The organism is Ramlibacter paludis, assembly GCF_022012305.1.
Classification (GTDB): domain Bacteria; phylum Pseudomonadota; class Gammaproteobacteria; order Burkholderiales; family Burkholderiaceae_C; genus Ramlibacter; species Ramlibacter paludis.
This window is the reverse complement of the sequence record NZ_JAKLTM010000001.1, coordinates 573,744-592,883: the sequence shown is the minus strand read 5'-3', so window position 1 is coordinate 592,883 and position 19,140 is coordinate 573,744. Positions and strand designations below refer to the sequence as shown.

Annotated in this window: 24 protein-coding genes; 6 read left to right on the top strand and 18 right to left on the bottom strand. The window is 67.0% G+C overall.

What is annotated here, in order from left to right; all coding sequences use genetic code 11:
• Positions 1 to 17: 17 nt before the first annotated feature.
• From LZ009_RS03105 to cutA, 4 genes are all read right to left on the bottom strand, one after another.
• Complete coding sequence (locus tag LZ009_RS03105) at positions 18 to 569, bottom strand: hypothetical protein (protein ID WP_275696409.1); 552 nt, start codon at positions 567 to 569, stop codon at positions 18 to 20.
• A 105-nt stretch (positions 570 to 674) separates the two neighbouring features.
• Positions 675 to 1,649 (bottom strand): tripartite tricarboxylate transporter substrate binding protein, encoded by a 975-nt coding sequence (locus LZ009_RS03100; protein ID WP_275696408.1) that lies wholly within the window; start codon positions 1,647 to 1,649, stop codon positions 675 to 677.
• A gap of 64 nt (positions 1,650 to 1,713) precedes the next feature.
• Positions 1,714 to 2,688, bottom strand: coding sequence for a helix-turn-helix transcriptional regulator (locus LZ009_RS03095; protein WP_275696407.1), 975 nt, complete (start codon positions 2,686 to 2,688; stop codon positions 1,714 to 1,716).
• Positions 2,689 to 2,814: 126 nt separating this feature from the next.
• Positions 2,815 to 3,141: a divalent-cation tolerance protein CutA gene (cutA, locus tag LZ009_RS03090; RefSeq protein ID WP_275696406.1), complete on the bottom strand. Its 327-nt coding sequence runs from the start codon at positions 3,139 to 3,141 to the stop codon at positions 2,815 to 2,817.
• A gap of 53 nt (positions 3,142 to 3,194) precedes the next feature.
• Here cutA and LZ009_RS03085 point away from each other — a divergent pair, with 53 nt between their 5' ends.
• From LZ009_RS03085 to LZ009_RS03075, 3 genes are all read left to right on the top strand, one after another.
• Entirely contained in the window at positions 3,195 to 3,659 is a 465-nt protein-coding gene (locus LZ009_RS03085) for an Mpo1 family 2-hydroxy fatty acid dioxygenase (RefSeq protein ID WP_275696405.1), read from the top strand.
• A 146-nt stretch (positions 3,660 to 3,805) separates the two neighbouring features.
• Positions 3,806 to 4,741, top strand: a complete 936-nt coding sequence (rpoH, locus tag LZ009_RS03080; RefSeq protein ID WP_275696404.1) for an RNA polymerase sigma factor RpoH — start codon at positions 3,806 to 3,808, stop codon at positions 4,739 to 4,741.
• 120 nt (positions 4,742 to 4,861) lie between these two features.
• On the top strand, positions 4,862 to 6,592 hold the full coding sequence (locus tag LZ009_RS03075; protein WP_275696403.1) for a sensor domain-containing diguanylate cyclase: 1,731 nt from the start codon (positions 4,862 to 4,864) through the stop codon (positions 6,590 to 6,592).
• A 17-nt stretch (positions 6,593 to 6,609) separates the two neighbouring features.
• Here the strand turns inward: LZ009_RS03075 and LZ009_RS03070 are convergent, their stop codons facing one another.
• From LZ009_RS03070 to LZ009_RS03050, 5 genes are read right to left on the bottom strand one after another with little or no spacing between them, the layout of a single operon-like run.
• A complete protein-coding gene (locus LZ009_RS03070) occupies positions 6,610 to 7,188 on the bottom strand; it encodes an SCO family protein (protein ID WP_275696402.1) in 579 nt (192 codons plus the stop codon).
• Between the two features lie 7 nt (positions 7,189 to 7,195).
• The gene (cyoE, locus tag LZ009_RS03065; protein ID WP_275696401.1) at positions 7,196 to 8,071 is read right to left on the bottom strand and encodes a heme o synthase; all 876 of its coding nucleotides are present in this window, start codon (positions 8,069 to 8,071) and stop codon (positions 7,196 to 7,198) included.
• Complete coding sequence (locus LZ009_RS03060) at positions 8,068 to 9,213, bottom strand: COX15/CtaA family protein (RefSeq protein ID WP_275696400.1); 1,146 nt, start codon at positions 9,211 to 9,213, stop codon at positions 8,068 to 8,070. The genes cyoE and LZ009_RS03060 overlap by 4 nt, the downstream gene beginning before the upstream one ends.
• A 2-nt stretch (positions 9,214 to 9,215) precedes the next feature.
• Positions 9,216 to 9,932: an SCO family protein gene (locus LZ009_RS03055; RefSeq protein WP_275696399.1), complete on the bottom strand. Its 717-nt coding sequence runs from the start codon at positions 9,930 to 9,932 to the stop codon at positions 9,216 to 9,218.
• The gene (locus LZ009_RS03050) at positions 9,880 to 10,584 is read right to left on the bottom strand and encodes an SURF1 family protein (RefSeq protein ID WP_275696398.1); all 705 of its coding nucleotides are present in this window, start codon (positions 10,582 to 10,584) and stop codon (positions 9,880 to 9,882) included. The genes LZ009_RS03055 and LZ009_RS03050 overlap by 53 nt, the downstream gene beginning before the upstream one ends.
• A gap of 30 nt (positions 10,585 to 10,614) precedes the next feature.
• On the opposite strand from LZ009_RS03050, the gene LZ009_RS03045 reads away from it, so the two are divergent.
• Positions 10,615 to 10,833 (top strand): twin transmembrane helix small protein, encoded by a 219-nt coding sequence (locus LZ009_RS03045; RefSeq protein ID WP_275696397.1) that lies wholly within the window; start codon positions 10,615 to 10,617, stop codon positions 10,831 to 10,833.
• A gap of 51 nt (positions 10,834 to 10,884) precedes the next feature.
• On the opposite strand, the gene LZ009_RS03040 is transcribed toward LZ009_RS03045, so the two are convergent.
• From LZ009_RS03040 to LZ009_RS03005, 8 genes are all read right to left on the bottom strand, one after another.
• Complete coding sequence (locus LZ009_RS03040; RefSeq protein ID WP_275696396.1) at positions 10,885 to 11,766, bottom strand: cytochrome c oxidase subunit 3; 882 nt, start codon at positions 11,764 to 11,766, stop codon at positions 10,885 to 10,887.
• A gap of 35 nt (positions 11,767 to 11,801) precedes the next feature.
• Positions 11,802 to 11,984: a DUF2970 domain-containing protein gene (locus tag LZ009_RS03035; RefSeq protein ID WP_275696395.1), complete on the bottom strand. Its 183-nt coding sequence runs from the start codon at positions 11,982 to 11,984 to the stop codon at positions 11,802 to 11,804.
• Complete coding sequence (locus LZ009_RS03030) at positions 11,981 to 12,538, bottom strand: cytochrome c oxidase assembly protein (RefSeq protein WP_275696394.1); 558 nt, start codon at positions 12,536 to 12,538, stop codon at positions 11,981 to 11,983. The genes LZ009_RS03035 and LZ009_RS03030 overlap by 4 nt, the downstream gene beginning before the upstream one ends.
• A gap of 3 nt (positions 12,539 to 12,541) precedes the next feature.
• Positions 12,542 to 12,655, bottom strand: coding sequence for a cytochrome oxidase small assembly protein (locus LZ009_RS03025; protein ID WP_275696393.1), 114 nt, complete (start codon positions 12,653 to 12,655; stop codon positions 12,542 to 12,544).
• 11 nt (positions 12,656 to 12,666) lie between these two features.
• Complete coding sequence (gene ctaD, locus LZ009_RS03020; RefSeq protein ID WP_275696392.1) at positions 12,667 to 14,346, bottom strand: cytochrome c oxidase subunit I; 1,680 nt, start codon at positions 14,344 to 14,346, stop codon at positions 12,667 to 12,669.
• A 29-nt stretch (positions 14,347 to 14,375) separates the two neighbouring features.
• On the bottom strand, positions 14,376 to 15,536 hold the full coding sequence (gene coxB, locus LZ009_RS03015) for a cytochrome c oxidase subunit II (protein WP_275696391.1): 1,161 nt from the start codon (positions 15,534 to 15,536) through the stop codon (positions 14,376 to 14,378).
• A 43-nt stretch (positions 15,537 to 15,579) separates the two neighbouring features.
• Complete coding sequence (locus LZ009_RS03010; RefSeq protein WP_275696390.1) at positions 15,580 to 16,056, bottom strand: DUF2244 domain-containing protein; 477 nt, start codon at positions 16,054 to 16,056, stop codon at positions 15,580 to 15,582.
• An 81-nt stretch (positions 16,057 to 16,137) separates the two neighbouring features.
• Positions 16,138 to 17,025 (bottom strand): malonyl-ACP O-methyltransferase BioC, encoded by an 888-nt coding sequence (locus LZ009_RS03005; RefSeq protein ID WP_275696389.1) that lies wholly within the window; start codon positions 17,023 to 17,025, stop codon positions 16,138 to 16,140.
• Between the two features lie 314 nt (positions 17,026 to 17,339).
• On the opposite strand from LZ009_RS03005, the gene LZ009_RS03000 reads away from it, so the two are divergent.
• Together LZ009_RS03000 and LZ009_RS02995 are read left to right on the top strand one after the other, a co-directional pair.
• Positions 17,340 to 18,044, top strand: coding sequence for a ComF family protein (locus LZ009_RS03000; protein WP_275696388.1), 705 nt, complete (start codon positions 17,340 to 17,342; stop codon positions 18,042 to 18,044).
• Positions 18,045 to 18,063: 19 nt separating this feature from the next.
• Positions 18,064 to 18,525, top strand: coding sequence for a tRNA (cytidine(34)-2'-O)-methyltransferase (locus LZ009_RS02995; RefSeq protein ID WP_275696387.1), 462 nt, complete (start codon positions 18,064 to 18,066; stop codon positions 18,523 to 18,525).
• A gap of 144 nt (positions 18,526 to 18,669) precedes the next feature.
• Here the strand turns inward: LZ009_RS02995 and LZ009_RS02990 are convergent, their stop codons facing one another.
• Positions 18,670 to 19,125, bottom strand: a complete 456-nt coding sequence (locus LZ009_RS02990) for a MaoC family dehydratase (RefSeq protein WP_275696386.1) — start codon at positions 19,123 to 19,125, stop codon at positions 18,670 to 18,672.
• Between the last annotated feature and the right edge of the window lie 15 nt (positions 19,126 to 19,140).

The following is a 19,140-nucleotide window of genomic DNA, read 5'->3' as shown; positions in this document are numbered from 1 at the left end:
GCTTCCGCGGCCCGCGCTCACTGCCTCTCATAACCCACGGAGGAAAGAGTATCGGGGAAGCCTTCCACGTCCGTCCGGTACCCGGCCTCCTGCGGGTCGCTGCCGACGTACAGCTTGCCGTCAGCGCGGATCACGAGGATTTCCTTGTGGCTGCCGCCGGGACGGGAGAAGATCGCCTTGTGGACGGTCTCGCCGGATACTGTCTTGACGCCCACGAAGCTCACGGAAGCCGCATCGGTTTGCGTGACGCTGCCGCTGCCCTGGCAGCCGGGAGCGGCGAAATGCATCACGTTGAAGCGGAACGTTGCCGTGCCGGCGCCCGTCCTCTCGAAGACGAATTGCTCGGCGCTCGAGCCGCCATCCTGCGTCATGGGAAAACAGGCCCGCCAAGTGCCAGCATAGGCATCCGCAACGCCCAAGGTCGGAGGCGCGGGATTCGCTTCCGGCGTGGACTTCCCCGTATCGCTTGTGGGCGCGGGTAATTCCTCGCCACCACCACAACCGCCGACGGCGGCCACGAGGACGAGCCCGGAAAGTAGATTGAGCATGCTGTGTCGGATCGGGGACATGACAACTCCTTCGCGCGTTGGGCGCAACGCTGAACGGCTCCCGTAAAGGGCCAAAAGGATGAGGCGAGGACTCGTGCGTCGAGCCGGTCGCTGCAGGGGCCGAAACTAGTCGACGCGGATCTGGCGTTCGGCCGCTATCCGCTGGTAGTTGGCCGTTTCGACCGCATACCTGGTGCGCAATTGCGCCAAGGTCATGGGAGCGGCGGGCTCCCCACCGTTGGCAAAGATCCGCGCACGCAAGTAGGTATCGGCCATCACGCGTTGCATTGCGTGATTCAACTTTTCCTGGATCCCGTCCGGCGTCCGGGCGCTGACGAACAGGCCGCCCCAGGACGAGTAGTCGATTTGCCGGAACATGCTTTGTTCGTTGATGGTGGCCAGGTCTTCCGCCAAGGGACTGCGCGCCGGCGAGAGCACGCCCAGGCTCCGCAGCTTCCCCGATTTCAGGTGGTCCAAGGTTCCGCCCGTGAGCGTGACAACGGAGACGTCGATGTGCTGCCCCAGGAGGTCAGCGAGCATCGGGCCCACGCCCTTGTAGGGTACGTGCGTCCACTGAAGCCTGCGGGCGCTGCTCGCGAGTGCCGCGGCCGCGAGATGCTGGATGGACCCCACTCCCGGGCTCCCGTAGTTCACGTGGCGGCGCGGATCGGCCCGCAGGAAGGTGACGAGTTCTTCCGCCGTGAGGTAGGGTGCGCCGGAGTGGGTCACAAGCGCCAGCGGCGTCCGGACCACGAGGGCTACGGGAGCGAACTCGTCGGGCCGGTAGCGCACAGCGGAATTCGTCGCCGGCACCAGGATCAGTTCGTTTTGCGATCCGTAGACCAGCGTACGACCATCCGGCGGCGCCTCGAGTAGCTTCTGCAGGGCGATTGCGCCTGTGGCACCCGCGATGTTTTGCACGACCACGTTCAGCCCCAGCTCCCGCTCCAATTCGGGGGCGATCCGGCGTGCGCCGACGTCGGAAGGCCCGCCGGGCGCATAGGGGACGAGAAGTGTCACCACTGCGGGGTCGGCAGCGGGCGCGTGGACCGATGCAGTTGCCAGAAGCACGGTTGCGACCAGGTTCAGGATGCGCTTCATGTTGCCTCCATGGAACGCCTCGATTGGACCGGCGCCGGCGCGCCGGTGGAAGGATGCAGATGCATCAGAACACTCGACCCAGGAGGGAGAGCGCCTGGTTCACTTCCCCGCGATTCCTCGCGGCAAGCTTCTCGTGCACGCGCTGCAGGACGTTGCGCGCGGTGACGGGGGCGATTCCCATGCGCCGCGCGATTTCCTTGTAGGTGAAGCCGGCGCCGTCCAGGCGAGCTGCCTCCAGTTCGCGAGGACTCAAGCCGTCCGCGCCACAACGCCGTCGGACCCGCAGGAACACCATGCCGTGCGCCACTCCTGACTGGGCTACAAGCGTCCGGCCGGCGTAAACGCTGGTCCGTGCGACTGCCTCCCACAGCGGCAGGGGAACCTTTGCCATGTCGGCTTCGGGCCACTCCATCCGCAGCATTTCCCGCAGCCGGTCTTCGGCAAACAGCACCGAACGGTCTTGGTCGGCCACTCCCACGCTGAAGGGATGGTTACTCGCGCAAGCCGCGTTGCTGATGATCGTGTTGACGGCGAGCGCCTCCACGAAGTGGGGGAGCAGCAGGCTCATGCGCGACACCTCGCGCGCGGTGAACCGGTCGTCCGTACGTGCTCGGTGGAGCGCAATCATGCGGTAGCGCGTGCAGTCCGGAAGCCTGCGCTTCACGATGGCATTGAGAGTGTTCTCGTGCGCGTAACGCCGCTGGTATTCGCGAATTTCTCCGGTGGCCGGCGTGTTGAACATGGCTGCCGAGTTGTACGCATAAGCGAAAGGCCCGAGGGCCGGCGAGCAGACGGCCCGCCAGTTGGGCGCATTCTGTTCGATGACCAGCTCGTGTGCCGCCAGCATTTCGGGGGAGTCGTTGAACAGGACGGCCTCGTTCACCTGGATGCTGCGCGGCGCGATGTACGTGGAGCGCAACCAGCGACCGGAATCGAACGGCAGCTGCCGCCGCAGAAGCGCAAGTGCTTCCGATGGGAACCGCTCGCTGGTGCATTCCCGTGCGAGGCGGTAGAGGTCCAGCAGGAAAGGAGTCTCCATGGGCTGGCGCGGTGAAGGTCTGGCAGACGAATTTAGCGCCCGCGAAGGCAGTCCGCAATGCGTTTTCGACTGCCGCAGGACAGGTCGACCCTCCTCAGGCAGGGGTCACCGATGCGACCCCGCCGGTCACGACACCTCGTTGCGCACCCAACCGGCGTAGGCCGCGCTGGCCTGCAGCGTCATCGCCAAGAACTCCGGCACGTCGTAAGGATGGTGCTCCTGGAAGAACGCCTGCAAGGCGTCGGACTTCGAGGTAAGCGTCTTGGCCGTGAGCCGCACCTCCGCCTCGTCGCACAGCTTCTCGCCCCAGCGGTAGACCGACTGCACCGCATCGACCTGCACGCAGGCGGCGAGGCGGGCCTCGACGAGCGACCGGGCAAGCGCCTGGCCCTGCGCCAGGGTCGCCACCGTGGTGGTGACGACGAGGATGTCGCGGTCTTGACTGCCGGTCATGGGGCGCCTTTCCTGCAATGGCATCATTGTCGTCCGTCTTCCCGGAGGGCCGCATGTCCACGACGCTCGAATCCACCGACGCTGCCGCCAGCCCGCGCAAGGTCGACCAGCTGCTCGCGCACTACGGGGAAAGCCACCGCAATCCCCGCAACGAGCGCATCCACTTCGTGGCGATCCCCCTGATCATGCTGAGCCTGGTGGGCCTGCTTTACGCCCTGCATCCCTGGGTGGCCTATGCCTTCCTGGCCGCGAGCATGGTCTATTACGCGCGGCTGTCCATGGTGTTCCTGGTCACCATGGCGCTGGCCTCGGCGCTGGTGCTGGCCCTGGTCCTGGCGATGGGCGACAAGGTGCTGCCGATCTGCATCGGCATCTTCGTGGCCGCCTGGATCGCCCAGTTCATCGGCCACCGGATCGAGGGCAAGAAGCCCTCGTTCTTCGAGGACTTGCAGTACCTCTGGGTCGGCCCCATCTTCGTTTTCAGCAAGCTCTTCCTGAAGCTCGGCATTCGCTGGTAAACGAATTAAAAAGCATTCGTTTTCTGCTCGGCTAATTCTGGGGTAACCCGGGATTACCCTCATTCGGCTATTCTGACTACGGAACCCAAGGCTTAGCACTCTGTCTAACAGAGTGCTAATATTTAACGAGCAGAAGGAGTTTCGGCATGTCCTCACCTCATGGAACCGCTGGCACCACCGCGTTGGCTGTAGCCAATCCGTGGGCGGTCGTTCCTTCGCTGGGCAACCTGGACGCCTACATTTCGGCGGTCAATCGCCTGCCGATGCTGACGCCCGAGGAAGAACAGGAATTCGCCCGCAAGTTCAAGGACGGAAACGACCTCGAAGCGGCCGGGAAGCTGGTGCTGTCGCACCTGCGCCTGGTCGTGTCCGTGTCGCGCAAGTACCTGGGCTACGGCCTGCCGCACGGTGACCTGATCCAGGAGGGCAACATCGGCCTGATGAAGGCGGTGAAGCGCTTCGACCCCAACCAGGGCGTGCGCCTGGTCAGCTACGCGCTGCACTGGATCAAGGCGGAGATCCACGAGTACATCCTGAAGAACTGGCGCATGGTCAAGGTCGCGACGACCAAGGCGCAGCGCAAGCTGTTCTTCAACCTGCGCTCGATGAAGCAGGGCTTCAAGGACGACGAGGACGCGCAGACCCACCGGGAGACGCTGACCGACGCCCAGATCGAAGTGATGGCGCGCGAGCTGAACGTGAAGCGCGAAGAAGTCGTCGAGATGGAAACCCGCATGTCCGGCGGCGACGTCATGCTGGACCCGGGCCCGGCCGACGACGGCGAGGAAGCCTTCGGCCCCATCGCCTACCTGGCCGACTCCTCGCACGAGCCGACCCAGGAGCTGGAAAGCCGCGAGCGCGACTCGCTAGCCAGCGCCGGCATCGCCGCGGCGATGGAAACGCTGGACCCGCGCAGCCGCCGCATCGTCGAAGAGCGCTGGCTGAAGGTCAACGACGACGGCTCCGGCGGCATGACGCTGCACGAGCTGGCGGCCGAATACGGCGTGTCGGCCGAGCGCATCCGCCAGATCGAGGCGGCGGCGATGAAGAAGATGAAGAAGGCGCTGGCGGCCTACGCCTGACGCTGATTCGCGACGAAGCCCGGCTTGTCCGGGCTTTTTTTTTGCCCGCTCGCCCTGCGCTGTGCTTTTTTCACGCATTTGGCCTCGGGAGCCAGGCTGGTGCTGCAACAATCCCGGGCCATGCGGAGGGGAATCCTGCGCGCGCTCGTCGCCGCCTTCTTGTGGTGCATGGCCTTGGCTGCCGGCGGTGCCGACGCGCCCGAAACGGAGTCGGCCCAGTTTCCGACCCTGCTGGCGCGCGGTGCCGATCCCGTGCCCTTGCACCCTTATTCCCGTTCCTGGATCGACGAGACCGGCGTGCGCCGCATCGACGAAGTCGAAGCCAGCGCCGCATCGCTGCCGTGGAAGCGGCGCAAGATGGAGCAGGCCGACCGCATCGAGGGGCGCGCGCTCTGGATCGAGTTCGAAGTGATGGTCGGCGAGCCGGACCAGTGGTTCGTGGAAGTGGGCGGCGCGGGCATCGACCGTGTCGAGCTGTATTACCGTAATGCCGCCGGCGCCTGGGTGACGCAGAAGTCGGGCGACGACCAGCCGATCTCCTCCTGGCCGGTGCCGGGCCGCTATCCCACCTTCGCGCTGGCGCAAGGCATGGGCCGCCCGGTGCGCTACTGGATGCGCGTGGAGCATTCGCGCCTGGACTTCGCCGCGCCCCTGACCGTGTACCGCGAGCGCACGCTGCTGGCCAAGCGCGATCGCGAGCAGTTCCTGCTCGGTGCGTACTTCGGGCTCGCGGCGCTGCTGGCGATCGCCTCCGTGGTGAGCGGCCTGGTCTACCGCGATCGCGCCTTCCTGGCTTTCGCCGCGTACATCACGCTGGTCGGCTGCAGCCAGCTGGCGCGCGCCGGGCTGGGGGCCGAGCATGTCTGGCCCGACTGGCCGTACTGGAACGACCTCGCGGTGCTGGCCTGGCCTGGCCTGCCGGTGGCGGCGGCCTTGTGGTTCATTCGCATGGTGACCGAGCCGGCGCGGCTGTCGCACGCGCTGGACGCGGCGGTCATCGGGCTGGTGGCAGCGGTGCTGCTCGGCGTCGCGGCCGACGCGATCCTGCAGGCGCGCAACACCATGGTGCTGGTGCTGGCCTTGAGCGGCCTCTCGCTGGCGGCGGTGGTGGCGATGGTGGTCTGGGGCTGGGTGGACGGGCGCGACCCCGACCTGCGCTGGATCGCCTACGGCTTCCTGCCGGTCGTGGTGCTCGCGCTGTTCCCGCTGGCCCGCGGCTTCAACCTGATTCCGGTGAGCGTGATGACGCGCTTCGCCGTGTTCTTCGGCACCGCGCTGCAGATGCCCATCCTGTACTACGCGCTGCAGCGGCGCAGCGCCCGCCGGCGCGAGAGCCAGCTGCGCGCGGCGGCGCTGTCGCACACCGACGCGCTGACGGGCCTGCCCCACCGCGGGACCTTCCTCGAGCGGCTGGAGACGGCGCTGGCCCGCGCCCGCAACAGCAAGCAGCCGCTGGCGCTGATGGGCGTGCGCATCGCCAACCTGCAGGCGATCGCCGAGGAGTTCGGGCGCGACGCGGTGGAGAAGGCGCTGGTGGTCGCGGCTTCGCAATTGCGCCGCTGCATCACCGACATCGAGATGGTGGCGCGGGTGGGCGAGAACGAATTCGCGCTGCTGATGGAGGGGCCGCTCGACGGACCCACCGTCACTTCGCGGGCCCAGCAGGTGGTGGCGAGCGGCCTGCGCCAGACCGAGGCCCTGCCGGCGGCGCTGACGCTCAAGTTCCACGTCACGGCCGCCCTGCTGCCGCACGGCGAGCTCGATGGCGTCGCGACGCTGCAGTGGGTGCTGGACGCGCTCGACCAGTTCGCGGCCGATGCGCGCAAGCTGATCAAGCCGCTGAACTTCTAGGCTGCTCGCGCACGCAACTACTTGAGCAGCAGGCGGATGTCGTCGGCCAGCGCCTGCGGGCCGCTGCCATAGCGGGCGTAGAGGCGCAGGCGGCCTTGCGGGTCGTAGACGTAGCTCGCGGCGGAGTGGTCCATCGTGTAGCTGCCCGGGGTCTTGCCTTCGACCTTCTTGTAGTAGATCTTGAAGTCCTTGGCCACCAGCGCAGTCTGGTCGGGCGTGCCGCGCAGCGCGACGAAGCCGGGATCGAAGTTGCCCATGTAGGCCTTGAGCACTTCCGGCGTGTCGCGCTCGGGGTCGACCGTGATGAACACGCCTTGGACCTTGCCGGCATCGGCGCCGAGCAGCTTCTTCGCCTGGGCGATCTCCGCCAGCGTCGTGGGGCAGACGTCGGGGCACTGCGTGTAGCCGAAGAACAGCACGACTACCTTGCCGGCGAAGTCCTTGATGCTGCGCAGCTTGCCGTCGATGTCCGGCAGCGGGAAGTCCTTCGCATAGTCGGCGCCGGTGATGTCCACCGCCTTGAACTGCGGCTTGCTTTCCATGCAGCCCGCGACAGTGAGTGCGGCGAGGGACAACAGGGCGGTGCGTCTTTGCATGGCGCTCTCAGAAGAAGAGGTAGTGGTCGACCAGCAGCGCCGCGAACAGCGCGCTCAGGTGGATCAGGGAAAACCGGAAGGTCTTGCGCGCGAGCGCGTCGGAGTACTCGCGCCACAGGCGAAAGCCATACCAGGTGAAGCCGGCGCTCAGCACGCAGGCCACCGCGAGATAGAGCCAGGAGCTCATGCCGTAGGCGAACGGCATCAGGCAGGCCGCGAACAGCACCAGCGTGTAGAGCAGGATCTGCAGGCGCGTGAACTCGTTGCCGTGCGTCACGGGCAGCATGGGCAGGCCGGACTTGCGGTAGTCCTCCACGCGATACAGCGCGAGCGCCCAGAAGTGCGGCGGCGTCCACAGGAAGATGATCAGGAACAGGATCAGCGCCTCGGGCCCGACGTCGCCCGTCATCGCAGCCCAGCCCAGCACCGGCGGCATCGCGCCCGACGCGCCGCCGATCACGATGTTCTGCGGCGTCAGCGGCTTGAGGATCACGGTGTAGATCACCGCATAGCCGACGAAGGTGGCCAGCGTGAGCCACATGGTCAGCGGGTTCACCCACGCGTAGAGCACCCAGCAGCCGATCGCGCACAGCACGCCGGCAAAGGTCAGCGTCTGCCAGTCGTTCAATTCGCCCTTGGCCGTGGGGCGCCAGGCGGTGCGGCGCATCTTGGCGTCGATGCCCTTTTCCACCAGGCAGTTGAAGGCGGCGGCGGCGCCGGCCACCAGCCAGATGCCGGCGCACGCGATCAGCGCCAGGCGCACGTCCTGCCAGCCGGGAAGGCCCGGCACGGCAAGCACCATGCCGATCAGGGCGCAGAAGACGATCAGCTGCACCACGCGCGGCTTGGTCAGCGCGTAGAACTGTTGCCAGTGGGTCGTCATGCCGAGACCTCCCGCGCGCGCGCAGCGTGCAGTGCGACGCCGTTGGCGCGGCTTTCGCGCAGGGCCCAGGTCAAGGCGACGACGAGTGCCGCCCCGCCGCCGGTGTGCGCCACCGCGCCAACGAGCGGCCAGCCGAGCACGACGTTCGACAGCCCCGAAAGGAACTGCCACGCCAGCAGGAAAGCGATCCACCCGGCCACCTTGCGCAGGGCCGTATGCCGCAGTTCCCAGGCGAGGAAGCCGAGCACGAGGAACACCGCATAGGCCATCAGGCGATGCACGTAGTGGATGGCCGTCAGCGCAGCGAAGGTGACGTGCTCGCCGCCGCCGGTCTTGCCCAGCGCGCGCCAGAACTCGAAGCCCTGCGCGAAGTCCATCGCCGGCCACCACGAACCCTGGCAGGTGGGAAAGCTGCTGCAGGCCAGCACCGCATAGTTGGTGCTGACCCAGCCACCCAGCGCGACCTGCAGCCAGAGCAGCGCATAGGCGGCGATGAGCCAGTTGCGCAGGGGCGCCGCGATCGTGGCCGGGCCGGTGCCGCGCTCGGCCTGCCGGTAGGTCACGGCCTGGATCGCCAGCAGCGCGAGCAGCACGAGCGCGCCCAGCAGGTGCATCGTCACGATCGCGGGAAAGAGCTTCATCGTCACCGTGAGCGCGCCGAACGCGCCCTGCAGGCAGAAGCCGAGCAGGGTGAGGGTCGGCCAGAGCGGGCTCACCGGCAGCCCGCGCTTGCGCAGCAGCCAGGTCGCGCCGGCGAGGGCGGCCACCAGCGCGCCGGTGCCGGTTGCGAGGTAGCGATGGACCATCTCGATCCAGGCCTTGCTGTGCGTGACCGGCCCGGTCGGCATGCGCGCCTGTTCCGCGCTGATCTGCGCCACGGCGCCCACCGGGCTGCTGTTGCCGTAGCAGCCGGGCCAGTCGGGGCAGCCGAGTCCCGAATCCGTCAGGCGCGTGAAGGCGCCGACCAGCACCAGGTCGAAAGTGAGGTACAGCGTGAGCAAGGTGACCGCGGCGAGCCATTGCGCCGGCCCGGCGTGCCGCTTGCGCAGCCAGGTCCACCCGAGCGGCACGGCGGCGATGGCGGCGCCCAGCACCACGATCTCGAAGACCGGCGCCATGTTGTAGAGCGAAGCGGAGTCCATGCTCAGCGGCCCGCCTTGTCCCAGCCGGCCGAGCCGCGCATCAGGCGCTCCAGGTCGCGCCGCACGCTGGCCGCATGCGAGCCGTCGACCGCCGCGGGGAAGCGCATCATCCAGTGCCCCATCGGGTCGACGACGTAGAGATGGTCCGCCAGCGCATGGCCTTGCGCGGGCTGCAGCCATTGATCGAGCTGCGCCGCGTCCACGCGCAGCACCGTCGCGGCCGCCACCGCTATCTTCAGGTCCTCGCGCACGGGCGCGTTGTCGGGGACGATCCAGACCCAGTCGACGCGATCCTTGTCGCGGCCCAGGCTCTCGCGCAGCTGCCGCTGCAGGTACAGGTGCTGTTCGCAAACCTTGTCGCAGCCGCCGCCCGCCACGCTCACCAGCAGCCACTGCCCTTGCAGGGAGGGCAGCGGCACCTTCCTGCCGTCGAGCGTGGTGGCGTTGATGGAAGGCAGCGGACGCTGCGGCTCGATCAGCTCGCCGTAGGCGCGCCGGCCCTCGGGGCGGATCACGTAGTAGGTGAAGTAGGAGGCGATGACCGGCGCCGCGCACACCAGCATGACGGCCAGCATCTTCCAGCGCCCGCGCTTCGTGCGTTCGGCGTCGGCCACCCCCGCTTCATGCGGCAGCGGCATGGAGTGCACCGTCAGCCCGAGCGGCTGGTCAAAGGCCCCGGGCTTGGCGGCGGCGGGGGAGGATGTATTGGAACCAGGCATAGAGGATCGCGATCAACGCGGCGATGGCCCACCACTGGAAGGCATAGCCGTAATTCTTTTCGGCGCCGCTGCCGGCCTGCGGCCACTGCCGCAAGAGGCCTTCGGAGGCGGCGCCGGTCTGCTGCACCGAGAGCGGCGCCAGCGGCAGGCCGGTTTCCGCGCGGAAGCGGCCCAGGTCGAGATTTTGCCGGATAGGGCCGGTCTCTTCCCCGCCCAGGGCATAAAGCTTGGCGGGAGGCGGGGCCAAGCGGCCTTTCACTTCCACCGGGCCGGCCGGCGTCGCGACGGGCGGCAGTGCCTCGCGTCGCGTGAAATTGCGCGGCGCCCAGCCGCGCTGCACCAGGACGACGGTGTTGCCGCCTTCGAGCTTGAGCGGCGTGACCACGTAGAACCCCGGCAAGGCGTTCATCTGCCGGTTGTCGAGCCAGATGGTGCGCTCGGGGATCCAGGTGCCGCGCAGGACGACGGTGCGGTGCACGGCCTGCGCGTCGGCCAGCGCCTCGGCGCCCAGCGCCGGCAGGCTTTCCTGGCGTTCCATCGCCTCGTGCAAGGCCGTCTTCTGCGCCCCGCGCCCCCACTGCCAGAAGCCCAGCGCGATGGCCGCGGCGATGCCCACGGCGGCGGCCAAGGCGATCAGCGCGCGCTTCAGCATCGCTCGGGCCCGCCACCGATAATCGAGGGCATGAAATACCTCGTCGCCCTGGCGTTCGCCGCCATCCTGGGCAGCCTGGCCTCAGCGCTGTACTTCATGATGAAGGACGGCCAGGACGGCAAGCCCAAGACGAGCAACATGGCACGCGCGCTGGCCTTCCGGGTCGGCTTTTCCATCCTGTTGTTCGTCTGCATCCTGATCGCCTGGAAGCTGGGATACATCCAGCCGACGGGAATTCCTTTGAAGTGAAGCAAAAAAGGGCCGCGTGAGCGGCCCTTCTGCTTGGGGGTGGCCCGTGGCTTACATCCAGTACACGAGCGTGTACAGCCCCAGCCACACCACGTCCACGAAGTGCCAGTACCAGGCCGCGCCTTCGAAGCCGAAGTGCTTGTCCGCGGTGAAGTGGCCCTTCATCAGGCGCAGCGTGATGAAGAACAGCATCAGCATGCCGACGAGCACGTGGAAGCCGTGGAAGCCGGTCAGCATGAAGAAGGTGGAACCGTAGGCGCCCGAGGTGAGCTTCAGGTTCAGTTCGTGGTACGCATGGAAGTACTCGTAGCCCTGCACACCGACGAAGGTCGCGCCCAGCAGCACGGTGATCCACATCCACAGGATGGTGGCGCCGCGCTTGTTCTCGCGCAGCAGGTGGTGGGCGATGGTCAGCGTGACGCCGGACGTCAGCAGCAGCGCGGTGTTGATCGTCGGCAGCCAGAACGGCGTCATCGTCGTGAAGGGCTCGATGATGCCGCCGGGCGAGGCGGTGGTGCCCGGTGCGACGCTCGGCCACACGGCCTTGAAGTCGGGCCACAGCAGCGCGTTGTCGACGCTGCCGAGAGCCGGCACCGAGTGCGAGCGCATCCACCACAGCGCGGTGAAGAAGGCGCCGAAGAACATCACTTCCGAGAAGATGAACCAGCTCATGCTCCAGCGGAACGAGAGGTCGATCTTGCGGCCGTACTGGCCGGTCTCGCTCTCGTGGATGGAGTCGCGGAACCACTGGAACAGCACGCCGAACAGCCACAGCATGCCGAAGGCCAGCAGCCACTTGGCCCAGTCCTGGCCGTTGATCCAGTTGGCGGCGCCGAAGATGACGAAGAACAGCCCGAATGCCGCGAACGCCGGGTGGCGCGAGGGCGCGGGCACGTAGTAATGGGGCGTGGTCCCCGGTGCGCTAGTGCTCATCTTGACTCCTGAATCCTCAATCCGATTTCTTCAATTCAATTCTTCACGACCCAGTTCACCAGCACGATCAAGCCGACCACGAACAGCGCGACGAGCCCGAGGGCCACGGCGATGATCGCGAAGGGATTGGCGCGGCCCAGGTCCTCTTCGTATCCACTGCGCTTGCGGATCCCGATGAACGACCAGAGCACGGTCTTCACGGTCCTCAGCAAACTCATCCCGGCGCCCCCGGCATCTTCCCGCCCACCTCGAAGAAGGTGTACGACAGCGTGATGGTCTTCACGTCCTTGGGCAGCTTGGGGTCGATGACGAAAGCCACCGGCCATTGTTTCTTCTCACCCGGCGCCAGCGTGTACTGGTTGAAGCAGAAGCACTCCAGCTTGTTGAAGTGCGCCGCGGCATTGCGCGGCGCGTAGCTGGGGATGGCCTGCGCGGCCATCGTGCGGTCCTGCACGTTCTGGAACTCGTACATCACGGTGGCGAGCTGGCCCGGGTGCACCTGCACCGAGGCCTGCGCCGGCTTGAACTTCCACGGACCCTGGGAATTCGCATCGAACTCCACGGTGATCGTGCGGCTCTCGTCGACCTGGGTGTTGGCCGCGACGGTGGAACCGCCCGGCACCTGCTTTTCGCCCACGGCCAGGATGTTGATCCCGGTGAGCTCGCAGATGTGCTTGTACAGCGGGATCAGCGCGTACCCGAAGGCGAACATGCCGGCGGCAACCACCGCCAGCTTGCGCACCATCTTCAGGTTTTCACCGCGCAATGCCATGTGTCAGCGGCCCAGGAACACCATCTTGGCGACGAAGCCGAGGAAGAACACCAGCGCCACCGACGCCAGGATCAGGCCCAGGCGCACGTTGGCTTTGCGGCGTTCCTCGTCGTTCATGCCGGCGTCGCTCAATGCACGGCCTGCGGGTTCTCGGGCTGCACGCGCGCGTCGAGCACGCGGGTGGCCGTCGGGTCCAGGCGCGGGGGCACTTCGAAGGTGTGGAAGGGCGCCGGCGACGGCACTTCCCATTCCAGGCCTTCGGCGCCCTTGCCGTCGGGGTCGTTCCACGGACGCTGGGGAGCGACCGCCCCCTTGCCGCGCATGCAGGGCAGCACGACGAAGAGGAAGAAGTACACCTGGGCGAAGCCGAAGAAGAAGCCGCCGACCGAGGCGACCGCGTTGAAGTCCGCGAACTGCATCGGGTAGTCGGCGTAGCGGCGCGGCATGCCCGCCAGGCCCAGGAAGTGCATCGGGAAGAAGGTGACGTTGAAGGAGATCAGCGACCACCAGAAGTGGATCTTGCCGCGCGTCTCGTTGTACATCACGCCCGTCCACTTGGGCAGCCAGTAGTAGGTGCCGGCGAACATGGCGAACAGCGAGCCGGCCACCAGCACGTAGTGGAAGTGCGCCACCACGTAGTAGGTGTCCTGCAGCTGCAGGTCGATCGGGGCCATCGCCAGGATCAGGCCGGTGAAGCCGCCCATGGTGAACACGAAGATGAAGCCCACCGAGAACAGCATGGGCGCCTCGAAGGTCATCGAGCCCTGCCACATCGTCGCGATCCAGTTGAAGATCTTCACGGCCGTGGGCACCGCGATCAGCATGGTCGCGTACATGAAGAACAGCTGGCCGGTCACCGGCATGCCGGTGGTGAACATGTGGTGCGCCCAGACGATGAACGACAGGATCGCGATCGACGAGGTGGCGTAGACCATCGACGCGTAGCCGAACAGGCGCTTGCGGGCGAAGGCGGGCACGACCTGGCTCACGATGCCGAAGGCCGGCAGGATCATGATGTAGACCTCGGGGTGGCCGAAGAACCAGAAGATGTGCTGGTACATCACCGGGTCGCCGCCGCCGGCGGGGTTGAAGAACACCGTGCCGAAGTGGCGGTCGGTCAGCGTCATGGTGATCGCGCCGGCCAGCACGGGCATCACGGCGATCAGCAGGTAGGCGGTGATCAGCCAGGTCCAGCAGAACATCGGCATCTTCATCAGCGACATGCCGGGGGCGCGCATGTTGAGGATGGTCACGATGATGTTGATCGAGCCCATGATCGAGGAGGCGCCCAGGATGTGCATCGCGAAGATGCCGGCGTCCATCGACGGGCCCATCTGCAGCGTCAGCGGCGCGTACAGCGTCCAGCCGGCGGCGGGGGCGCCGCCGGGCATGAAGAAGGACATCACCAGCATCAGCGCCGCGGGGATCATCAGCCAGAAGCTGAAGTTGTTCATCCGCGCGAAGGCCATGTCGGGCGCGCCGATCTGCAGCGGGATCATCCAGTTCGCGAAGCCCACGAAGGCCGGCATGATGGCGCCAAACACCATGATCAGGCCGTGCATCGTGGTGAACTGGTTGAACAGCTCGGGGTTCACCAGCTGCAGGCCGGGCTGGAACAGCTCGGCGCGGATCAGCAGGGCCAGCACGCCGCCCACCATGAACATGGTGAAGGCGAACAGCAGGTACAGCGTGCCGATGTCCTTGTGGTTCGTGGCATAGACCCAGCGGCGCCAGCCGGTGGGCGCATGGTGGTCATGGTGATCGTCGTGTCCAGCGGCGTGGCCGTGGGGGTCGAGAACTGCACTCATTGATTTCTTCCTCTATTCCTTCGACCGGATCACTTGCCGCGCTCGGCCAGCACTTCGGACGGCTGCACCAGCTGGCCCGTCTTGTTGGACCAGTTGTTCTTGGTGTAGCTGATGACGGCGGCCAGGTCGGTGTCGCTCAGCTGCTTCCAGGCAGGCATGGCGCCCTTGCCTTGCAGCACGATGTGGATCTGCTTGGTCTTGTCGGCGTCCTGCACGATCGGCGAGCCGTCCAGCGGCTTGATCGGGCCGGCGCCCTTGCCGTTCGGCTGGTGGCAGGCGGCGCAGTTGGCGGCGTAGACCTTCTCGCCGCGGGCGACGATGTCGGTCAGGGTCCAGACCTTGGCCGGGTCGTCCTGCTTGGCGGCCATCTTCTTCTGCTCGCCGCCCACCCAGGCGGTGTATTCGGCGGCCGACACCACCTTCACGTGGATCGGCATGTAGGCGTGTTCCTTGCCGCACAGCTCGTAGCACTGGCCGTAGAAATCGCCGGTCTTCTCGCTGCGGAACCAGGTGTCGCGCACGAAGCCGGGAATCGCGTCCTGCTTCACGCCGAAGGCGGGCACGCCCCAGGCGTGGATCACGTCGTTGGCGGTGGTGATGATGCGGATCTTCTTGTTGACCGGCACCACCAGCGGGTTGTCGACCTTCAGCAGGTAGTCGTTGGGGATGTCGGCGGCCTTGGCGCCGTCGTTCGACATCTCGCGGTGCGTGCTGTCCAGGGTGGCCAGGAAGCTCACGCCCTGGCCTTCGCCGGCCAGGTAGTCGTAGCCCCACTTCCACTGGTAGCCGGTCGCCTTGATGGTGATGTCGGCGTTGCTGGTGTCCTTGGCGGCGACCAGCACCTTGGTGGCGGGCAGCGCCATCAGGATCACGATGATGAAGGGGATGATGGTCCAGATCACTTCGACAGTGACGGACTCGTGGAAGTTGGCCGGCTTGTGGCCCACCGACTTGCGGTGCTTCCAGATCGAATAGAACATCACCGAGAACACGGCGATGAAGATCACGACGCAGGTGATCAGCATGAACCAGTGCAGCCATGCCTGCTCCGCGGCGATGCGCGTGACGGGTGCGTGGAGGTTCAGCTGGCGCACGCCCGGGCCGCCCGGCAGGTCCTGCACCGCCTGGGCCGCGCCGGCGAATGCGCCGGCGGCCATCAGCGCAGCCGCGATCTTCGAAATACTCTTCATCGTTTTCAGCCTCAAGCCTTCAATAAACCGTCCCACGAGCCGCCTAAGCCTCGCGCAGCGCCAGCCGGATCTCCCGTGCCAGCGCCGGCCGCAGCTCCGGCCGCAGGTAGCGCCCCACGATCACCCGCCGGCCCTGGCCGGACACTTCGATCAGCGACCTGTCGTCCGCTCCCGGCTCCACGCGGACCCAGTCGCGATTGAACTCCGCCCGCTCCAGCCGGCCGCCCTGTTCCAGCTCCACCACCAGCCTGCGGCCTTGCAGCAGGATGTGCTCGCGGTCGGCGGCGTGCCGTGCGTACGCCACGAAGGCGACGCCGACCGCGGCCAGCTCGAGCCAGGCGAAGGGGAGAATCAGGACCGCCCCCTGGAACCAGAAAAAGGTTCCTATTCCGAGCGACACGACGCAAAGCGAGGCGTACAGCCAGCCCAGCTGGGCCGGCGTCACCGAGCAATTGCGCCTCAGGAACCAGTGGATGGCCTGGCCCTGGACAGTGGCAAAACGAAAAACGAGATTGGCCACGTGTGACACACGAAAAATCAACCGCGCATTGTAGCGGGTGCGGGTAGGCCCCCTCCTACCGGCCCGTCCTTGGGGGCCCGGCTAGTCCGGCTGGCGCTTGCCGGATCCGAGCATGGCGCGCATGTCCTGGAGCGAAACGGCGCTCTGCTCGCTCACGCGGGCGCGCGGCATCGGCTTGAAGGCGTGCCCGTAGATGATCTCGAAGGTGAGCGCGAGCTGACCGTCCGGGCCGCGCAGGCGCTCGGCCAGGGCCTGCTCCAGGCCTTGGCGCCAGCGCTTGCCGCGCAAGGCCTGGAAGCGCCCCGGGTGCAGGTTGGCGCCCAGCTCGCGCAGTTCGGCCAGCAGGCGCTGCGGCGTGGAGAAGCTGAGGGTGATGCGTTCCATGTCCATCACCGGCTCGGCAAACCCGCTGGCCACCAGCATGTCGCCCCAGTCGTGCATGTCGGTGAATTCGTGGGCGGGCGGAGGCCAGCCGAGGGCGGAATACAACGCGCGCAGCTCGCGCACCGTGTCCGGGCCCAGGCAGGAAAACATCAGGAAACCGTCGACTGCCAGCGCCTTGTGCCATTGGGCGATCAGCGCCTGCGGGTCGGCGGCCATGTGCAGCTGCATGTTGGACCAGAGCATCTGCACGCCGGCGTCCGGCACCGGGCCGAACTCGGCGCCGCCGCCGGACAAGCGTTTCCACCAGGGGCGCGCGAGCGCGCTGCGCGCCGCATCCTGCCGCCGCGGCTCGACCACGTAGGCCCGGGCTTGCGGATAGCGCGCAGCAATGGCGGCATGCGCCTGCAGGCCGCCCCGCACCGGCTCCCAGTCGGCCCAGGCGGTGGGCGCGCGCTTGATCCACTGCAGGCGGTCTTCCATCCGGCGCGCGACCTCCTCGTGCAGCCAGGGACTGGCGGCGGGCGCGGCTCGTTCCCACCGCTCGGCGGCGGCGGGATCGATGGTGGGCGGACGTTCACTTGCCATGGGGCCGACGAGTATAGAGATTCACTTGAAAAATTCGCTGAAGCGAATTTTTCAAGTGACCTGATCAGAGTGAAGGGGCCCGGCAAAGCCGGATCCCCTTCACAAAGGGGACCGGCCTGCGCGATGCTCCGTCCGGTCCACGTGCCACTGCGCGGTCCGAAAACCGACACCGATCGTGCAGTTTCAAGGACCGCGCGGAATATCATGCAGCGCGGTCTCCCTTGTGAAGAGGATCCGGCTTTGCCGGGCCTCTTCACACTAGCTGAACAACGTTTGAAAATCGCTCCAGCGATTTTCAAACGTTAAATGACCCGATGCGCACCGGCTTGCTGCAGAAAATCGCGTCGGCGGCTCCGAGCCGCTGTGCGATCTGCGGTGCGTGGCCGGCCAGCGCGCTCTGCCCGGCGTGCATCGCGCGCTTCGCGGCGCCCCAGCCGCGCTGCCGCCGCTGCGCCCTGCCCGTGCCGGCTGGCGTCCCGGTCTGCGGGGGCTGCCTGCGCGAGACGCCTCCGCTCGATGCCTGCTATGCAGCCGTGAGCTATGGCTATCCCTGGTCCGGGCTGGTGGCGCGTTTCAAGTTCCAGGGCGAACCGGGCTGGGCGGCCAGCCTGGCGGCGCTGATGCGCGCCGTTCCGCAGGTCGACCAGGAACTCGCAGCGGCCGATGTCGTGCTGCCGATGCCGCTGGCCGCGCCTCGGCTGGCCGAACGCGGATTCAACCAGGCGCTGCAACTGGCGCGCGAACTTGCGCCGGCGAAGACGACGCCGAAGCTGCTGCTGCGGGTGCGGAACACCGGCAGCCAGTCCGCCCTCGACAAGGCGGCGCGGCAGGCGAACGTGAAGGGCGCCTTCGGCATCGAGCCGCTGCGGCAGGGCGAATTGCGCGGCAAGGCGGTCATGCTGGTCGACGACGTGATGACCAGTGGCGCGTCACTGCACGCCGCGGCGGCGGCGGTGCGGCAGGCGGGCGCCGCGCGGGTCAGTGCGGTGGTACTGGCGCGCACCGATCCGCCCGGGTGAGCCCGCACAATCTCGTCCCATGTTCCACATCGTCCTGGTCACCCCCGAAATCCCGCCCAACACCGGCAACGTGATCCGCCTGGCGGCCAATACGGGCTGCAAGCTCCACCTGGTGGAGCCGCTGGGGTTTTCGATGGACGACAAGCACATGCGCCGCGCCGGCCTCGATTACCACGAGTACGCGGACGTGCGGCGGCACCCGGATTGGGAAGCTTTCCTGCGCGATGCATCGCCCGATCCGCTGCGGATGTTCGCCCTGACCACGCGCGGCACGCGCGCGGTGCACGACGTCGCATTCCAGGCCGGCGACTGGCTCGTGTTCGGTTCCGAGACCAGCGGCCTGGGCGAGGAACGCCTGGCCCATTTCGCGCCCCCCCAGCGGCTGAGGCTGCCGATGCGGTCCGGCCAGCGCAGCCTGAACCTGTCGAATGCCGTGGCGGTGACGGTCTTCGAAGCCTGGCGGCAAATAGGCTTTGTGTAGCCGAAGCAATATTTCATTACGCCCGGCTGTGTTTGAAAGCCAACGCGGCCCCACCATGTAGTTATCAACCAGCCCTGACAAGGCAGGCCAAGGCAACCCAGACTCCTTTCCTCGCCCGCGCTTGCGCGGGCATTTTTTTGGCGGTCAGGGGTAGCGGCGCGTCAAGGACTCGGCGACGCACACGGGTTTGTCGCTGCCTTCGCGTTCCACCGTCACTTGCCAGGTCAGCTGCATGCCGTCGTTGGCCACCGGCTCGCAGGCCAGCAACTTCATCTGGGCACGCAGGCGGCTGCCGGCGGGGACCGGCGCGGTGAAGCGCACGCGGTTCAGGCCATAGTTCACGCCCATCCGTGTGTTGCGAACCTCGATGGCCGTTTCAAAGAATTTCGGCAGCAGCGACAGCGTGAGGAAGCCGTGCGCAATGGTCGCGCCGAAGGGCCCGGCCGCCGCCCGTTCCTGGTCGATGTGGATCCACTGGTGGTCGCCGGTCGCCTCGGCAAACAGGTCGATCTGCTTCTGGGTCACGGCGATCCAGTCGCTGGTGGCGACCTGCTGGCCCACCAGGGGAACGAGTTCGGCGAGGGATTCGAATGTACGCATGGCCGCAATCTAGCG

Coding starts and splice junctions, on each gene's coding strand:
- LZ009_RS02995 (WP_275696387.1), top strand. CDS start 18,064: ATGTTCCACATCGTCCTGGTCACCCCCGAAATCCCGCCCAACACCGGC.
- LZ009_RS03105 (WP_275696409.1), bottom strand. CDS start 569: ATGTCCCCGATCCGACACAGCATGCTCAATCTACTTTCCGGGCTCGTC.
- LZ009_RS03045 (WP_275696397.1), top strand. CDS start 10,615: ATGAAATACCTCGTCGCCCTGGCGTTCGCCGCCATCCTGGGCAGCCTG.
- LZ009_RS03040 (WP_275696396.1), bottom strand. CDS start 11,766: ATGAGCACTAGCGCACCGGGGACCACGCCCCATTACTACGTGCCCGCG.
- LZ009_RS03075 (WP_275696403.1), top strand. CDS start 4,862: ATGCGGAGGGGAATCCTGCGCGCGCTCGTCGCCGCCTTCTTGTGGTGC.
- LZ009_RS03000 (WP_275696388.1), top strand. CDS start 17,340: ATGCGCACCGGCTTGCTGCAGAAAATCGCGTCGGCGGCTCCGAGCCGC.
- cutA (WP_275696406.1), bottom strand. CDS start 3,141: ATGACCGGCAGTCAAGACCGCGACATCCTCGTCGTCACCACCACGGTG.
- LZ009_RS03030 (WP_275696394.1), bottom strand. CDS start 12,538: ATGGCATTGCGCGGTGAAAACCTGAAGATGGTGCGCAAGCTGGCGGTG.
- LZ009_RS03070 (WP_275696402.1), bottom strand. CDS start 7,188: ATGCAAAGACGCACCGCCCTGTTGTCCCTCGCCGCACTCACTGTCGCG.
- LZ009_RS03085 (WP_275696405.1), top strand. CDS start 3,195: ATGTCCACGACGCTCGAATCCACCGACGCTGCCGCCAGCCCGCGCAAG.
- LZ009_RS03025 (WP_275696393.1), bottom strand. CDS start 12,655: ATGAACGACGAGGAACGCCGCAAAGCCAACGTGCGCCTGGGCCTGATC.
- LZ009_RS02990 (WP_275696386.1), bottom strand. CDS start 19,125: ATGCGTACATTCGAATCCCTCGCCGAACTCGTTCCCCTGGTGGGCCAG.
- ctaD (WP_275696392.1), bottom strand. CDS start 14,346: ATGAGTGCAGTTCTCGACCCCCACGGCCACGCCGCTGGACACGACGAT.
- LZ009_RS03060 (WP_275696400.1), bottom strand. CDS start 9,213: ATGGACTCCGCTTCGCTCTACAACATGGCGCCGGTCTTCGAGATCGTG.
- coxB (WP_275696391.1), bottom strand. CDS start 15,536: ATGAAGAGTATTTCGAAGATCGCGGCTGCGCTGATGGCCGCCGGCGCA.
- cyoE (WP_275696401.1), bottom strand. CDS start 8,071: ATGACGACCCACTGGCAACAGTTCTACGCGCTGACCAAGCCGCGCGTG.
- LZ009_RS03055 (WP_275696399.1), bottom strand. CDS start 9,932: ATGCCTGGTTCCAATACATCCTCCCCCGCCGCCGCCAAGCCCGGGGCC.
- LZ009_RS03100 (WP_275696408.1), bottom strand. CDS start 1,649: ATGAAGCGCATCCTGAACCTGGTCGCAACCGTGCTTCTGGCAACTGCA.
- LZ009_RS03050 (WP_275696398.1), bottom strand. CDS start 10,584: ATGCTGAAGCGCGCGCTGATCGCCTTGGCCGCCGCCGTGGGCATCGCC.
- LZ009_RS03035 (WP_275696395.1), bottom strand. CDS start 11,984: ATGAGTTTGCTGAGGACCGTGAAGACCGTGCTCTGGTCGTTCATCGGG.
- LZ009_RS03005 (WP_275696389.1), bottom strand. CDS start 17,025: ATGGCAAGTGAACGTCCGCCCACCATCGATCCCGCCGCCGCCGAGCGG.
- rpoH (WP_275696404.1), top strand. CDS start 3,806: ATGTCCTCACCTCATGGAACCGCTGGCACCACCGCGTTGGCTGTAGCC.
- LZ009_RS03095 (WP_275696407.1), bottom strand. CDS start 2,688: ATGGAGACTCCTTTCCTGCTGGACCTCTACCGCCTCGCACGGGAATGC.